This is a genomic window from Methylosarcina fibrata AML-C10 (assembly GCF_000372865.1).
GTDB classification, from domain to species: domain Bacteria; phylum Pseudomonadota; class Gammaproteobacteria; order Methylococcales; family Methylomonadaceae; genus Methylosarcina; species Methylosarcina fibrata.
In genome coordinates, this window is record NZ_KB889965.1 from 1,185,034 (window position 1) to 1,200,787 (window position 15,754).

Consider the following 15,754-nt stretch of genomic DNA (forward strand, 5'->3'; position numbering starts at 1 on the left):
AAATGGCTGTTTTTCTTGACCTTAGCCATCATTCCTTACATGAATTGCAAAAAGTATAGTTGTGTTTTTTATTTTGATTCGAAAAATTCAGCAATTAACTTGGGGTAAAAAAGTGCTCTATACTGCCTCAAGTTTAATTTGATCCGGCGCTGTCGAATTAAAGTACTTGCAAAATTGTTAATATTTTCACGTTTTATATTTCACTGCTTTAGATTAGGCCTGTGCCCAAGCGATCGTTATTCAAAATTCTGCTGAAATGGTTTTTCTTTACCGCCCTATCGGGTCTGCTCTGCCTGACCGCGTTCGGTTATTTTTTTTACAACCGACTTCTGGAAACTCTTCCCGATATCAAAACGCTTCAGCACGTTCACTATGAAACGCCGCTAAAGATTTATTCGAGCGACAAACGCTTGATCGGCCAGTTCGGAGAACAAAACCGTGCGCCGATAGGCGTCGACCAAATTCCCAAGTTACTGATCAAGGCGTTCGTCGCCGCCGAGGACGAGCATTTTTTCGAACATCGGGGGGTGGACTATAAAGGATTGCTTCGAGCCGGATTGCAATTGGCGCTTACCGGGGAAAAAAAGCAGGGCGGCAGCACGATCACCATGCAGTTGACGCGTAATTTTCTGATCGGCAAGGAAAAAACGTATCTTCGCAAATTAAAGGAAATCATTCTGGCGTTGCGGGTTGAGCGGGAATATTCAAAAGACAAAATTCTGGAGCTTTATTTGAACCAAATCTATCTGGGTCAACGCTCCTATGGCGTCAGTGCCGCTGCCGAAACTTATTACGGCAGGCCGTTGCAGTCGCTGTCGTTGGCCGAATTTGCGATGATCGCCGGCCTGCCGAAAGCGCCGTCGGCTTATAATCCTATCGCCAACGAAGCGCGGGCCATGCAAAGGCGCAACTATGTGCTGCGCCGGATGCGGGAGCTCGGTTTCATTAGCGACCAAGACTTTGAGAACGCGCTAAAGCAGCCTTCGACCGCCAAATTGCATTACCGGCCGGTTGAACTCGACGCCCCGTATGTAGCGGAAATGACGAGACAGGAAATGGTCAGCCGCTATGGCGAAAAGGCTTATACTTCCGGATTCAATGTCTATACGACGATAACCTCACCTCTGCAAACGGCCGCCAATCAGGCCCTGGCTGATGCCCTGCACCGCTATGACGAACGGCACGGCTACCGCGCGGCGCCTTCCACTCTCATGCAGACTTCCAGCTTCGACGATCTTCCCGTCATCGGAGATACTTTTCCTGCCGTCATAATCCGGACTACAAAGAAAGCGATCACCGCCAGGCTGCAAAATAATGCCTTGATCGACATTCCGGAGGAAAATGCTCAATGGGCGCGCAACACTCGCCTCACGGGTAAGGATGAAGTAGTTTCCGTCAACAACATCATCCGCGTTCGGCAATTGCCCGACAAAACCTGGGCTATAACCCAGGTTCCCAGAGTAGAAGGCGCTTTCGTGGCTCTAAAAGCGGACACTGGAGCGATTCTGGCTTTGACCGGCGGATTTGATTTTTTCCGGAACAAATTTAATCGGGCGGTCCAGTCAAAAAGGCAGCCGGGGTCGGGATTTAAGCCGATCATCTACACGGCGGCACTGGAAGAAGGCTTTACACCGGCAACCATAATCAATGACGAACCCATCGTCATCGATGATCCGCATCAGGAAATCGAATGGCGTCCGGAAAATTACAGCAGAAATTTCGTAGGGCCCACCAGCCTCAGAAAGGCTTTGATACATTCAAGCAATGTGATTTCCGTCCGCTTGCTGGAAACGATCGGTCTTGAAAAAGCAATCTCTACAGCGAAGCGTTTCGGCTTTTCTCCGCGGCAACTCCCTCGCAGCCTGTCTCTTGCCCTGGGCAGCGGCTACGCCTCTCCTCTGCAAATGGCGCAAATGTATGCGGTTTTTGCCAACGGCGGCTTTCTGGTTAATCCCTATCTTATTGAACGGGTCGAGACCAAAGAAGGGGAGATTGTCTTTCAGGCCGCTCCTCCCGCTGCCTGCTCTCATTGCGATAGCCGTGCCGACGGGGACGGGCTCGCGCCCAGAATCCTGGCGCCTCCCATTCATTTCCTGATGAACAGTTTGTTAAGGGATGTCGTGCAGCACGGTACGGCAACCGATGCCAAAATTTTGAGCCGAACGGATCTTGCCGGCAAGACCGGCACCACCAACGACTTCAGGGATGCCTGGTTTAACGGTTATACGCCGGACATTGCCGCGACGGCCTGGGTGGGATTCGACAATTTTGATTCGCTCGGCGAGCGGGAAACCGGGGGAAAAACGGCCTTGCCGATGTGGGTGGAGTTCATGAAGACCGCCTTGCAAAATCTTCCGGAAACGCCAATGGTCGTGCCGGAAGGCATCGTGCAGGCCTTTATCAATCCGGCCACCGGTTTTCTGGAACCTGCGGGGAGCAAATACGGAATGCTGGAATATTTTCAGAGCGGGCGGGCGCCTACGAATTTGGGACCTTCGGGCGGCGAGTCAGGCGAAGATTATGACGGGAATAAGTCGAGCCCTAATGGCAAGGGCGTCATCGACAAACCGGTGGAAGCCCTATTTTAAAAAGAGCCCTGAAGAATCGGGAAACATCCCGGCAGGAAACTCCTTATTTACAGGATGGACTGCCTCATGGATCGTCCGCTTGAACCGCACAGCCGGACGATTGCCGTTTACCGGATGCCCTTGCCGAACGGAACGCATCCTTGCATTCATAGACGAGTTTTATGGGAGCGGCAGTTATTAAAAAACCGGTCAATCATCTGCCGCCGTCTTCCCGCTTGACGAGATTTCCTTGCTAAAGGAAAACGGAGGCAAGGGAGCCTTATTTACCGTATTTTCTACGGAATTTATCGACCCGTCCGGCGGTATCCACTACACGCTGCTTGCCGGTGTAAAACGGATGACAGGAAGAACATACTTCGACAAGCAGGTCCTTCGACAGTACGGAACCGGTTACAAAAGTATTGCCACAGCCACAAGTGACTGTTATTTGTTTATATGCTGGATGAATTTCTGGTTTCATATCGCTTCCACGTGACCCGAATGGGTTAATTCTAAAAAACTTCGTATGATACGTCTTATATTAACACTTGGCAACAGGTATTTATCGACGTGCCGTATCCGTCAAAGACTTTCAGGCTAAGGGCCGGACGGCACCGTTCTCATCATTTTTTCCCGGTACATCAACAACAGGACCAATAAAATCGCCGGCAGCCCGACGGCCGAGGCATAAAGAAAAAAAGCGTAATAGCCGAACCTGTCGACGATCACTCCGGAAAAGCCTCCCAAAAACTGCGCCGGCAACGTCATCAGGGAACTGAACAGAGCGTACTGAGTTGCCGTATAGGCAGTACTGGTCAGACTTGAGAGGTAGGCGATGAAAACCGAGGTTGCCAACCCTCCGCTTAAATTGTCGGCACTGATGACGCCGGCCAGCAACAATTTGCTGGGCTCGGTCAGCGCCAGCGTGGCAAACAGCAGATTGGTGACAACCACCATGACCGAACCCAACAACAAAGACTTCATGATGCCGTAGCGGACCACCAACAGTCCGCCCAGCGAGGCTCCGGCAATGGTCATGAAAAAACCGAAAATCTTGCTGATGTCGGCAATGTCTTTCTTGTTGAATCCCAAATCCAAATAAAACGGATTGGACATGACGCCGAGAGTGATATCGCTCATTTTGTAAACCGCGATCAGCATGAGTATCAAAAGTCCGGTCCGGCCGTTTCGTCTGAAAAACTCGACAAAAGGGCTTAAAACCGCATCGGAAAAACCCGCCAGCAGGCGCTGACGGAAATTTTTCGCCTCGGCAACACCGAGCGCATTTTCAAGCTCCTTTTCAATTCGAATAGCTCCGTTGACCGGCTTGTGCTCGGGTTCCCGGATGCACAATGTCGCCAGCACGCCGATCGACATGGCGGCCGCCATCACCCAATAAGCCGATCTCCAGTTAAAAAAATCGGCTATATAAAAAGCTCCCGCGCCGGCCAGCAGCAACGCTATCCGATACCCTAACACATAGGTTGCGGCCATGGCCCCCTGGTATTCGGCATCGGCCCTTTCGATCCGGTAGGCATCGATAACGATATCCTGAGTCGCCGAACAAAACGCCACCCAAACGGCAAAAAGAGCGCAGAGCCGTAACTGGGAATGGACGTCGACACCCGCCATTCCGATCAGACCGGCCATGATCCCGATTTGCGCCAGCAGCATCCAGCTTCGTCTTTTGCCCAATATTCTGCAAAAAAAAGGAAGAGACAGACGATCGATCACCGGTGCCCAGAACACCTTGATCGAATAAGTGACTCCGACCCAACTAAAAAAACCGATCAGAGAGCGGTCGATTCCTTCGTCCCTCAACCAGGCCGACAGCGTTGAAAAAACCAGTAAAAACGGCAGGCCGGCGGAAAAGCCTAGAAAGATCATGCTCAGCACGTGCGGCTGAGTATAAACGGAGAAGGCGGAACGCCAACTTTTTTCAGATGTCATCGGCTCGGCCTGAACGAATGCGCCGCCTCGAAGGCGGCGCAAAAGAGTGGGTATCAACCGTTAAGCATGTAATGGACGACAATGCTGCCGGCATAACCGGCGGCAATGGCAGGCGACCATTTCAAATGGCTGAAAAACGTGTATTTGTGATTGGATTGTCCCATTAATGCCACGCCGGCAGCCGATCCGACGGACAACAGCGAACCGCCGACGCCCGCAGTCAAGGTCACCAATAGCCATTGATAGAGACTCATGTCCAGTTTCATGTTCAGGACGGCAAACATAACCGGGATATTGTCGACAACGGCCGAGATCAGACCGACCAGAATATTCGCCGTCGTTTGGCCCAGACCTTCGTACATGCCTTCCGACAAAAGTTCGAGATAACCGATGTAACCCAAGCCGCCAACCCCGAATACCACACCGAAGAAAAACAGCAGAGTATCCCACTCGGCATGGCGAACTTTATCGAAGATATCAAAGGCATCATCCCCTTCAATCGTATACTTGGTTTTCAGGCGATATCCGTACAGCATCAGAGCGGACAAACCCACCATCATTCCCATGAAAGGAGGCAAATGCAACATCTGTTTAAAGCTGACGGCAGTAGCGATTGTCAGCAGGAACATCCCGCAAACCTGGATGGCGCCCGGCTTCAGCCTGACCGCCTCTTCAGTTGAAGCTTGGGGCTGCTCATCCGGCACGGCAAAGTACATGATGGCGGCCGGCACACCGTAGTTCACGGCGGACGGAATGAATAATTTGAAGAAATCGAAGAATTCGGCATAACCTGCCTGCCAAACCATTAACGTGGTGATATCGCCGAAAGGGCAAAAGGCACCGCCGGCATTCGCCGCAATCACCAGATTGACAAAGCCGATACTGACGAATTTAGCATTGTCCGTGCCGACCGCCATGACTACCGCGCCGACCAGAAGCGCCGCCGTCAGGTTATCGGCAACTGCGGAAAGAAAAAAAGTGATGATGCCGGTAATCAAGAATAATTTACGATAACCGAACTGTCTTCTGACCAGCCAGGATCTGAGCGCCTCGAACACGTTCCGCTCCGCCATGGCATTGATATAGGTCATGGCGACCAGCAAAAACAGCATCAGTTCGGCGTATTCTTTCAGATTGTATTCGAAAGCCTCGTGCAGTTGTTCGGTGGAAACACCGGCTTCCGTGGCCAGGATGGCGGCATGGGCCCAAATAATGCCTGCCGCCAGTATGACCGGTTTGGATTTTCGCAGATGAGTAAATTCCTCAGCCATGACAAATCCATAGGCAATAATGAAAATCAATACGGTATAAATGCCGCGTTCCGTACCGGTCAAACCCAGATTTTCAAAACCGCCCGCCATCGCCATAGCCGGCGCCAGCAATGTACCTAATAAAAGGATTAAAAACCTCACCTAAATTCCTCCCCGTGTGTCCTAGATTAATGAAATAGATACGTCAAACTCAAACTGATTATCTTAACACCATATAATAAATTTTGTCATTTTATGACTCACAGTATATGATTAGAAGTCTTGTTTAATCCCCTGAAATGCACCTTAGGGCTCATTTATGTACCAGTATAACGATCAAGACCAAACGCTTGTTGACGAGCGAGCCGCGCAATATCGAAGGCAAACGGAACAGTTTTTAAAAGGCGAGCTCTCCGAGGATCAGTTCCGCGCGCTGCGCCTCAGAAACGGTCTATATATCCAGACTCACGCGCCGATGCTGAGAATAGCCGTGCCCTACGGACTGCTCAATTCCAGGCAACTGCGCAAACTGGCCCACATTGCCCGCCGATACGACAAAAGTTATTGTCATTTCACCACGCGCCAAAACGTTCAGTTCAACTGGCCGAAACTGGAAGAAGTCCCGGACATTCTGGCCGAACTGGCCAGCGTGCAGATGCACTCCATTCAAACCAGCGGCAACTGCATGAGAAACACCACGTCGGATCATCTCGCCGGCGTCTGCGTCGACGAGGTAGAGGACCCGCGGCCTTATTGCGAGATTATTCGCCAATGGACCACTCTGCATCCTGAATTCGATTATTTACCGCGAAAATTCAAAATTGCCGTCAGCGGCGCCGTTCACGACCGGGCGGCGACCCAGTTGCACGACATCGGCTTGAATCTGGTCAGGAACGAGAGCGGAGAGATCGGCTTTAAAGTCTTCGTGGGCGGGGGCCTTGGACGAACCCCGATGATCGGACAGGCCATTCGGCCCTTTCTCGAAAAGAAGCATCTTTTATCCTATCTGGAAGCGATACTGCGAATATACAATCTGTTCGGACGCAGGGACAACAAGTATAAGGCGCGCATCAAAATTCTAGTCAAGGAAACCGGAGTTGAAAAGTTTACCGACATGGTCGAGCAGGAATGGCTGCTCATCAGGGATCAACTGGAGCTTGGAGAAGAAAGAATTGCCGCGATGAAAGCGCATTTTTTGCCCCCCGCCTACCACCCGGAAGCGGCCCATGACGGCAGTTTTGCATCTCGTCGGGCGAATGATCCGACGTTTGCCACCTGGGTCAGGTACAACACCGCCGACCACAGGGTGCCGGGCTACCGCGCAGTTTTTATTTCCTTGAAAGCTCCGGATTCTCCACCCGGCGACATGACCGATACGCAACTGGATGCTGTCGCCGATCTGGCGGACCAATACAGTTTCGGTCAGGTTCGCAGCACTCATCGGCAGAATCTGATATTGGCCGATGTGAAAATCGCCGATCTTTTTCCGCTCTGGCAGCAACTCGTCCAATTGAAACTGGCCACGCCGAATATCGGCACCGTGACGGACATCATCTGCTGCCCCGGACTGGATTTTTGCTCTCTGGCCAACGCCGGCTCGATCGGCATCGCTCAGGAAATCAATGAAGCTCTCGACAACATCGACTATGTCCATGACATCGGCGACGTAAAAATCAATATGTCGGGCTGCATGAACGGCTGCGCTCATCAGAGTGTCGGCCACATCGGCATACTGGGCGTCGATAAAAAAGGCAGCGAGTGGTATCAGATTACTCTGGGCGGCTCATCGGAAAACGAAGCCGCGATCGGCGAGCGTCTCGGTCCTGCGGTTGCCAAAGATCAAGTGACCAAGGCCATCACCACGATCCTGGACGTGTACGTCAAGCAGCGCCTTGAAGATGAATCGTTTCTGGAGATGGTGCAACGAGTCGGTATTACCCCTTTTAAAGACCAAGTCTATGCAGATAGTTAAAGATAAAAAAATGATCGAAGACAACTGGCGTTATATTGCCGACGGCGACGAGCCGAGCCCCGGCAATATCACGGTCTCTTTAGCGCGATGGCAACAGGAGAAGCGGCAGCTTTTAAATCGTGACGGCAAGATCGGCGTCAGAATAAGTCCGGGCGACCCGCTGTCCGACCTGGCGGGCGATCTAGGCAACCTTCAGTTGATCGAGTTGTATTTTCCGGAGTTTGCCGACGGACGCCTTTTTTCTCAGGCCTGGCTGCTCAGAAGCCGCTACCGTTATTCAGGTGAAATCAGGGCAGTCGGTCATTACCTGCCGGATCAGGCTTTCTATTTGTCCCGAGTCGGAGTCAATGCGTTTGCCCCGGAGAAATCCGAACAGTTGAAAAAAGTGCTTTCTTATTTAAACGATTTTACCGTCAAATATCAAAGCTCGGTCAATTGACCGAAACTTTTATTCCTCATCGCCCGCCCGCTTCAGCTTCCCGATGAGTGGCCGGGGCCTGCCAGCGGCCTTTGAGTCGGCCTTATTTTAGCAACCGGCCGGACTGCGACGCCTTCGGCATGGCCAGGGAAGCGGACTTCCCTGGTTTCCCGGCCGTAGTTGACGACAGTTCGAATCCAGAAGGAGAAACCCGTCTCCTTATTTACGCATGATGCTGATGCCTTTGAGCAGGGTCAGCGCCTCGTAGACGGGATAATCTTTCAGCTCCAGAATTTCCTCGCTTTCCTGCGTATCCATTTTCTTGGTGGCGCCATCCTTTTTCTCTTTGCCGTTTCCTAAATGGTGCGACAAATCGGCTTCCTTGACCGGAGCAAATTCGGATTTTTCCAGCGATTCCAGTTTGATCGGCGCGAGAGCGATGTCCGGCTCGATGCCTTCTGCCTGGATCGAGCGTCCGGAAGGCGTGTAATAACGTGCAGTCGTCAGCTTGACGGCGGCGCCGTTGCTGGTAGGCAATATCGTCTGCACAGACCCTTTACCGAACGATTTCTCGCCCATGATCACGGCCCGCTTCTGGTCCTGCAAGGCGCCGGCGACAATTTCGGAAGCCGAGGCGGAACCGGCATTGATCAATACCACCATGGCGGCGCCTTCAATGACATCGTCCGGCGAGGCATTGAACCGCATTTCCGAGTTTTCTATACGTCCTTCGGTATAGACAATCAGACCGCTTTTCAAAAAGGCGTCGCTGACTTCCACGGCGGCGTTCAGGACCCCCCCCGGATTATTTCTCAAATCGAGCACCAGACCTTTCAGATTGCCGCCATTTTCTTTCTTCAGGCTGGAAATGGCTTCCAAAAGGCTCTCCCCTGTCCCCGATTGAAAACTGCTGATGCGGACATAACCGTAGTTTTTCTCCAGAACCCGGCTTTTGACGCTTTTGATTTTAATAACGGCACGGGTCAACGTGAATTTCAAAGGCGTTTCCTCCCCTTCCCGCACGACGGTCAACAGGATCGCGCTGCCGGGCTCGCCGCGCATCTTTTTGACGGCGTCCACCAGACTCATGCCTTTGACGGGTTGGTCGTCCAGCCTGATGATGAGATCGCCCGCCTTGATTCCGGCGCGCTGCGCAGGCGTATCGTCAATCGGCGATACGACTTTAATGAAGCCGTTTTCCATCGTGACTTCGATCCCAAGGCCGCCGAACTGGCCGGTAGTGCCTTCTTTCAATTCCTGATATTCTTCCGGCACCAGATAGGCTGAATGAGGATCAAGACCGCTCAGCATTCCGCGCACGGCATCTTCCAGCAATTTTTTATCGGATACGGGTTCGACATAATCGCGCTTGATTCGGCCGAAAATTTCCGTAAAGGTCCTCAATTCTTCAAACGGAATGACTTCCGTTTCATTAGCGGGTTCTCCCTTATCGAGATCGGCAAAGACACTGCTACAGGTGCCGATAAATACACCCAGCATTATCCCTAGGGACAAAATAAAAATATTCTTCTTTCTCAGCATGTGTCTTAACACCCCAAAATATTCGATTTCCTAAAACATTATTATCAAACGTTCAGCCCGTCTGATCACGGCTTAATTTCGAACACCATTGCACAGGATCCACGGGTTTGCCGTTTTGCCGAATGCCGAAATACAATCCGGAACGGCTGCGCCCTCCGCTCTGCCCGACCGAAGCGATGACATCCCCCGTCCGAACCCGATCACCGACTTTCTTGTAGAGGCTTTGATTAAAAGCATACAGCGTCATATAACCATTGCCGTGATCGATAATCATCAACAGACCGTAACCCCGTAACCATTCGGAATACACCACTTTGCCGGCGGTTACGGCACGAATTTCGGCGCCCTCTCCGGCATCGATCAAAACCCCGTCCCGCATCGACTCCAACTGGCCGCTACCGGTGCTCGTCGTGATCCTGCCTTTGACCGGCCAGGGCAGTTTGCCTTTCAGACTGGAAAACGCCACCTCCGCCACGGGTAATTCCTCTTCAGTCGACAATTCTCCGCCGTCGGAAGAAGCTTCCCGGTTATCGAAAGGATCCGTCAGCACTTCGGTCCAGCTCGTTTCAGGCACCTTGTCTTCCTCGGCCTGCAAATTGCCGATCAGATCCTCGAGTTTATTCTCGCTTTCAATCAACTGGTTTAATTGCTGTTCCTGCGAGGAGAAATCATCGGCTAACCGATCCAGCAAGCGGCTTCTTTGCACTCTGAATTCATCCAGAGCGTTCTGTTCCTGCTTTTTTTGCTCCAGATCGCTCTCCAGCAACTCCGTCTCCTTTTCCTGTTCCTCGGTTAATTGATTCAGCCGCTTGACCGATTCTTTTATTTCGGCCAACCTTTGCAGCCGAATCTTGTTCCAATATCCGTGGTAGGCCATCATGCGGCCGGACAAGGCCGGATTCTCCTGATTCAGGATCAACTTCAGTTTTTCCTGCTGTCCTATCGCGTAAGCCGCTTTGACGTGTCCGGACAATTCCTTGCTCAATCTGGTTATTTGATTGCGATAGCTTTCCTTGTCCTGTTGAATCGAGTTCAATTTTTTATGTTTCTGTTCCACCTTTTTTTTGATATCTCTTAATAAGGCGGCCGTTTCTCCATAGTGATATTCAATATCGGCCAATTGATCATTCAATTTATTTTCCTGCAGCGTAATTTGCTGCATTTTTTTCTTGACCGCATCGATATCCGATCTTACCTGGTTTAATTCCTCATTCTGAGAGGAAAATTCCGCGTTGCCATCGGTGATCCACAACAACAGGCAGACAGAAATAACGATCTTTTTTCTCATTCACGGATTAAACAGGTGCGTGCAGCGATGTTCCCGTCATTTCGACGGATTGGTCGACGCCTGAAATCTCCGGCATCGTGGAAGCGAAGCCGGACAAACTTGCTCCCGAAACCAACGGTCTGTCGCCGCAGACATGGACCGGAGAAACCTGGTGGGTGGCGCGAGCCGTATACGGTCGACCGGTTTCTTTGTCGGGCATCTGCCCGATACGATCATGATCGGACGTCCGTAATGCATCGAAGATGCGCCGCTGCACGGTCATGGCGTGACATTCTCTCTCAACCGGGTAACCGAATCCATCCAGAATCGGCAACACAAACGGCTTTGGCCGCTTCAACATGTTTAATTTTTCTCCAGACATGCAAAAAGTGATTCGCGTCGCTTTTAAGACACGAAATTTATCAATTTATTCTTTCCAATTACCTATAATAGCGAAACTAATGTATCATTTGGTCAGTTTCTCTGTTTCAGGCAGAGGGAGCAAGCAGCCAAATATTCTATTCAGACGAATATTATATCAATACAAGTTCGTGAGTTGTGTATAAATAATTCTTTTTGGATACCTTATTTTTGAAGTTAGTCTTAAAAAACCAGCCCTATTGACTAGACCTATGAATTCCATTGATAAGCCCATTTTATATGATGATACCGACATAGCCAGGGCAGCGCGCTGCTTGAAGGCCATGTCCCATCCTTTGCGATTAAAGATTCTCTGTGTCCTAGGCAACGAATCTTTCAGCGTGCAGGACATCGTCGAACAGGTGGGCACCAGTCAAAGCAATATTTCCCAGCATCTGGCCATTTTAAGAGAAAAAAACATTCTCGGATCGAAAAAGGAAGCCAACCGCGTTTTCTACTTTATAGACGACAATCGAATGCTGCAATTGATTCAAATGATGCGCGATGTCTTCTGCACCAAACATTAAGGCCCGCTCTCTTTACCACTTCAACTCTCTTGATTTTCCATGGAACGCTTTTTTGAATTCGTTTTAAATCACTATATCTATTCTCTTGCCCTGGCCGTCGTAACGTATCTTTTGATACAGGAGCTGTTCGATTCGGCTTTCAAAAAATTCAGCACCATTTCACCGATGCTGGCAGTGGCAAAAATGAACGACAGCGACACCCTGATCATCGACGTCCGGGAAGCCCCCGATTTCGTCCAGAGCCACATCGAGAACGCGATCAATGCGCCTCTCAGCAAATTGAGCGAAAGCCTTAAAAAATTAACCGAATACAAACACAAACCGGTCCTTGTCGCCTGTCAGAACGGCACCCGCTCGCTGTCTGCCGCCAAATTGCTGACCAAAGAAGGCTTCGAGCAGGTTTTCGTCATTAACGGCGGCATGCAGTCCTGGGAAGAAGACTATAAATTGCCGGTAAAATTAGGCAGCAAAAACAAATCCAACGCATAAATGACCTTTATCGAAATTTATCTCCGCTCATCGCCGGGCTAGCCTTGTTCGGAGACCCGGGACCTGCCGTTATTCGGCCGCCCATCCTCTTCATTCCGACCGCAAAGAACGGATAAAATTAAATAAAATCTTCGCTGGACCAATTCGAAACGTTAGAATGCGGAGGATCAGGGACTGGAACCACGTCCGGCAATGGAACCTTTATTCCGTACCATCGGGTCGGTATTTTCTCCTCAATCACTTAATTAACACTTAATATGGCTGATAATTCCAATACTACAGAAAAACAGTTTGCTATCCAGAAAATTTATACGAAGGACGTTTCTTTCGAAACACCTAACTCGCCCAAAATCTTTATCGAAAAATGGGAGCCTTCGGTCGAATTCAATCTTAGCACGCAAGTCGACAATTTGGAGAATTCCTTATACGAGGTCGCTCTCACCGTTACCATCACGGTAAAAATCGGCGATGCCACCGCTTATTTGGTGGAAGTAAACCAGGCAGGAATTTTTACATTGAGCAATTTCACCGAACAGGAATTGGGCCCCATGGTGGGCAGCTTCTGCCCCAACATTCTCTTTCCTTATGCAAGAGAGGCTGTTTCGGATCTGGTCAGTAAAGGGGGATTTCCTCAACTGCTGCTGGCTCCGGTCAACTTCGATGCCTTATATGCTTCGCATTTGCAACAAGCGCAAGCTCAGACGCAAGTTCCCGGTTCCGAAACCATCAATTAATCGCCGATGAACAATAAAATCGGAATCTTGGGTGCTGGATCCTGGGGGACCGCTCTTGCAATATTGGCTGCCAACAACGGCAGCCAAGTGCTGTTGTGGGGGCATCAGCCGGAACACATTTCGATGCTGGCTGCCGACCGGCAAAATAAACAGTATCTGGCCGGCATACCGTTTCCGGAGAATTTGTCCGTAACTTCCAGTCTGAAAGAAATTGCGGCCTTCAGCGATACCCTCCTCGTTGCCGTACCCAGTCACGCCTTTAAAGACACATTGCGCCAATTTAAAGTATTTGCTCCGGACGGCATCAAGATAGCCTGGGCAACCAAGGGTTTTTATCCCGGCAGCGGCGTCCTGCTTCATGAACTGGTGGCCGAATTGTACTCTCCGGCTACGCCGGTGGCCGTTCTGTCGGGACCGACCTTTGCCAGGGAGGTGGCGCAAGGGCTACCCACCGCCGTTACGCTCGCCTCCTCCGATCCGTCGTTGCTGGCTCAATTGACCCATATTTTCCATGGCGAACGCTTTCGAATTTATACCGGCTCGGACATGATCGGCGTTGAAGTCGGCGGCGCGGTAAAAAACGTCCTGGCCATTGCCGCGGGCATCGCCGACGGCCTGGGCTTCGGAGCCAATACCCGAGCCGCGCTGATCACCCGGGGGCTGACCGAAATGATCCGGATCGGCGTAAGACTCGGCGGACATGAAGAAACTTTTATGGGACTGGCCGGGCTCGGCGATCTGGTGCTGACCTGTACGGACAATCAATCCAGAAACCGGCGGCTTGGTCTGGCGCTGGGGCAAGGCCAAGGCATCGATTCCGCAACTCGGGCAATCGGCCAGGAGATCGAAGGAATACTGGCCGCGAAAGAAACCTGTCTATTGGCCAAAAAATACGCCATCGACATGCCCATTACCGAACAAACCTACAAGGTTCTCTATGAAGGCCTTGCACCGCTGGCGGCGGTACATAATCTCCTGAGCCGCGAACTCAAACCGGAACGCCCGACGTCCTGCTAAATTCGCACGGCGTCATCCGCTTTTAAAACGTCCGGCAATCAACGTCTTCGACATACCCTTGGGAGACCGCAGTCCTGCTTCTCGACGACGATGAGAAGCAGGCATTTTGCTCCGGGAAGCCCCGGCCGGGAAACGGTCGCCCGAACGAAAAAATTCCAGCCGGCGCTCAACTGCCGCGATGATAACCGGCCGGCGAAGCCTGATTCATCACTTCTTGCGGCGCCTGCTCGAGAGGCGGCAGCCGTTCGTAAATGGCGACTGGATCGCCATCCAGTCTGGTTAAGGCTTCGTTGAGCGCTTTCTGGTCGAAATCGGGCATTTCCTCTCCGGTCGCTTTTTGAATCAGCCCCAGAGCCACGGCGTAGCGCTGCTCCTGACCCATCTCTTCGCCTTCCAGATCGGGATGGGCTTCGATATAAAGCGTATTATCCAGCCAGCCCACCTTGATCGGCTGTTTGACGATATAGACCGGCGTCCCCAGCGGTACGGAATTGTACAAGGCTTCGATATCCTGTGGATACATCCGCACGCAGCCGTGCGTGATCTGCATGCCGATACCGTAGATTTTATCGATGTCGGTACCATGTATCCGGTATTCGCCAGGAAGGTTTAAATAGAGGGCATAAGCACCCAGCGGATTGTGGGGGCCAGGCGGAACAATCTCCGGGAGAGGGTCTCCATTGGCGGCATGCTCGCGCCGGATCGACTCGGGGGGATGCCATACCGGATCCTTGACTTTTTTCACGACCGTGGTTTTACCCAGCGGCGTTTTCCAGTCCTGCCGGCCGATACCGTGAGCGAACGACATGACCACCGGCGTCTCGCCTCGTTTGGCCGGAGGATAATAATACATCCGGTATTCGGACAAATTCAGCGTGATTCCGTTGTGCGGAGTGTCGGGAAGCACCCGCCGGTTGGGCAAACGCACGATTTCGCCCTTCTTGATTTGCCAACGGTCGAGTTTTTTATTCAGACGGACGATTTCCATCTGCCCCAAAGAGAACCGCAAGGCCACGTCCAGCAAAGTCTCATCCTGATCGGCTTTTGTCAGCGGAACATTGTCCGGATACTGAGTGATTACGCTATCGCCGTTTCCCGGCAATTCGTAAGTAGTAGCCTTCGCCTCTCCCCATAAAAGCGATGACGCCATGCAAAAAGCAAACAGAATACGAATTTTCATTACAAAATTTTCTCAAGAGAGCAATATATAAAAAATCTGTCTTTCAAAATTCCTTACCGCAAAATTTCTATCGGATGGCGCCGAACCCTATGGTGCGACGCCTCCGGACGAATCGGCACCTCCCGTGCCTTTTGCTTCCATGGCGATGAAAACTTCTTTATGACGGTTAAGTAGAATTCCAAAAAAGCTAAGAGTTCATTGTCAAGCAGAGACGGAACCCAAGTTCGTCAAATACCGGGGGATTTTATATTCCAACGGTTCCCATCTGAAACCCGATAAAGTATAAAATCAGGCTAAAAATACCGGATTGTCTCATAGTTTGCCAATTTGATCATTTAACAAGTCCCATAGTTTAGATTAAAAAACGGCAGGGAATGAACTTTTAGCTGAAATTAAGTAAAAATGACAGAGCGTGCTAAAG

14 protein-coding genes are annotated in these 15,754 nt (G+C 51.1%); 7 read left to right on the forward strand and 7 right to left on the reverse strand.

The genetic code is table 11. The annotated features are described in order from the left end of the window. Positions 1-221 precede the first annotated feature (221 nt). A complete protein-coding gene (locus A3OW_RS0105755; RefSeq protein ID WP_020562475.1) occupies positions 222-2,588 on the forward strand; it encodes a penicillin-binding protein 1A in 2,367 nt (788 codons plus the stop codon). A gap of 259 nt (positions 2,589-2,847) precedes the next feature. On the opposite strand, the gene rpmE is transcribed toward A3OW_RS0105755, so the two are convergent. The 3 genes from rpmE to nhaD all read right to left on the reverse strand — a co-directional run bounded on the left by rpmE (position 2,848) and on the right by nhaD (position 5,878). Beyond that, complete coding sequence (rpmE, locus tag A3OW_RS26930) at positions 2,848-3,048, reverse strand: 50S ribosomal protein L31 (protein WP_083918150.1); 201 nt, start codon at positions 3,046-3,048, stop codon at positions 2,848-2,850. Between the two features lie 116 nt (positions 3,049-3,164). Next, on the reverse strand, positions 3,165-4,517 hold the full coding sequence (locus A3OW_RS0105760; protein ID WP_033411582.1) for an AmpG family muropeptide MFS transporter: 1,353 nt from the start codon (positions 4,515-4,517) through the stop codon (positions 3,165-3,167). Between the two features lie 53 nt (positions 4,518-4,570). After that, the gene (gene nhaD / locus A3OW_RS0105765; RefSeq protein ID WP_020562477.1) at positions 4,571-5,878 is read right to left on the reverse strand and encodes a sodium:proton antiporter NhaD; all 1,308 of its coding nucleotides are present in this window, start codon (positions 5,876-5,878) and stop codon (positions 4,571-4,573) included. A 208-nt stretch (positions 5,879-6,086) separates the two neighbouring features. Here nhaD and A3OW_RS0105770 point away from each other — a divergent pair, with 208 nt between their 5' ends. Together A3OW_RS0105770 and A3OW_RS0105775 are read left to right on the forward strand one after the other, a co-directional pair. Next, positions 6,087-7,739: a nitrite/sulfite reductase gene (locus tag A3OW_RS0105770; protein ID WP_020562478.1), complete on the forward strand. Its 1,653-nt coding sequence runs from the start codon at positions 6,087-6,089 to the stop codon at positions 7,737-7,739. Next, positions 7,726-8,178 (forward strand): DUF934 domain-containing protein, encoded by a 453-nt coding sequence (locus A3OW_RS0105775; protein ID WP_020562479.1) that lies wholly within the window; start codon positions 7,726-7,728, stop codon positions 8,176-8,178. Before A3OW_RS0105770 ends, A3OW_RS0105775 begins: the two co-directional genes overlap by 14 nt. Before the next feature lie 198 nt (positions 8,179-8,376). Here the strand turns inward: A3OW_RS0105775 and A3OW_RS0105780 are convergent, their stop codons facing one another. From A3OW_RS0105780 to A3OW_RS0105790, 3 genes are read right to left on the reverse strand one after another with little or no spacing between them, the layout of a single operon-like run. Next, positions 8,377-9,699 carry a S41 family peptidase gene (locus tag A3OW_RS0105780; RefSeq protein ID WP_026223360.1) on the reverse strand — a complete coding sequence of 441 codons (1,323 nt, stop codon included), beginning with the start codon at positions 9,697-9,699 and terminating at the stop codon, positions 8,377-8,379. A gap of 52 nt (positions 9,700-9,751) precedes the next feature. Then, positions 9,752-10,987 carry a murein hydrolase activator EnvC family protein gene (locus tag A3OW_RS0105785; RefSeq protein ID WP_020562481.1) on the reverse strand — a complete coding sequence of 412 codons (1,236 nt, stop codon included), beginning with the start codon at positions 10,985-10,987 and terminating at the stop codon, positions 9,752-9,754. A gap of 7 nt (positions 10,988-10,994) precedes the next feature. Continuing rightward, positions 10,995-11,327, reverse strand: coding sequence for a hypothetical protein (locus tag A3OW_RS0105790; protein WP_020562482.1), 333 nt, complete (start codon positions 11,325-11,327; stop codon positions 10,995-10,997). Between the two features lie 271 nt (positions 11,328-11,598). On the opposite strand from A3OW_RS0105790, the gene A3OW_RS0105795 reads away from it, so the two are divergent. The 4 genes from A3OW_RS0105795 (at position 11,599) to A3OW_RS0105810 (ending at position 14,153) form a co-directional block, all read left to right on the forward strand. Continuing rightward, positions 11,599-11,913, forward strand: a complete 315-nt coding sequence (locus A3OW_RS0105795) for an ArsR/SmtB family transcription factor (protein WP_020562483.1) — start codon at positions 11,599-11,601, stop codon at positions 11,911-11,913. A 39-nt stretch (positions 11,914-11,952) separates the two neighbouring features. Then, complete coding sequence (locus A3OW_RS0105800; RefSeq protein ID WP_020562484.1) at positions 11,953-12,402, forward strand: rhodanese-like domain-containing protein; 450 nt, start codon at positions 11,953-11,955, stop codon at positions 12,400-12,402. 257 nt (positions 12,403-12,659) lie between these two features. Further along, the gene (gene secB, locus A3OW_RS0105805; RefSeq protein ID WP_020562485.1) at positions 12,660-13,136 is read left to right on the forward strand and encodes a protein-export chaperone SecB; all 477 of its coding nucleotides are present in this window, start codon (positions 12,660-12,662) and stop codon (positions 13,134-13,136) included. Positions 13,137-13,142: 6 nt separating this feature from the next. Then, on the forward strand, positions 13,143-14,153 hold the full coding sequence (locus tag A3OW_RS0105810; protein WP_020562486.1) for an NAD(P)H-dependent glycerol-3-phosphate dehydrogenase: 1,011 nt from the start codon (positions 13,143-13,145) through the stop codon (positions 14,151-14,153). 166 nt (positions 14,154-14,319) lie between these two features. On the opposite strand, the gene A3OW_RS0105815 is transcribed toward A3OW_RS0105810, so the two are convergent. Beyond that, a complete protein-coding gene (locus A3OW_RS0105815) occupies positions 14,320-15,333 on the reverse strand; it encodes a L,D-transpeptidase family protein (protein WP_020562487.1) in 1,014 nt (337 codons plus the stop codon). Positions 15,334-15,754 lie beyond the last annotated feature (421 nt).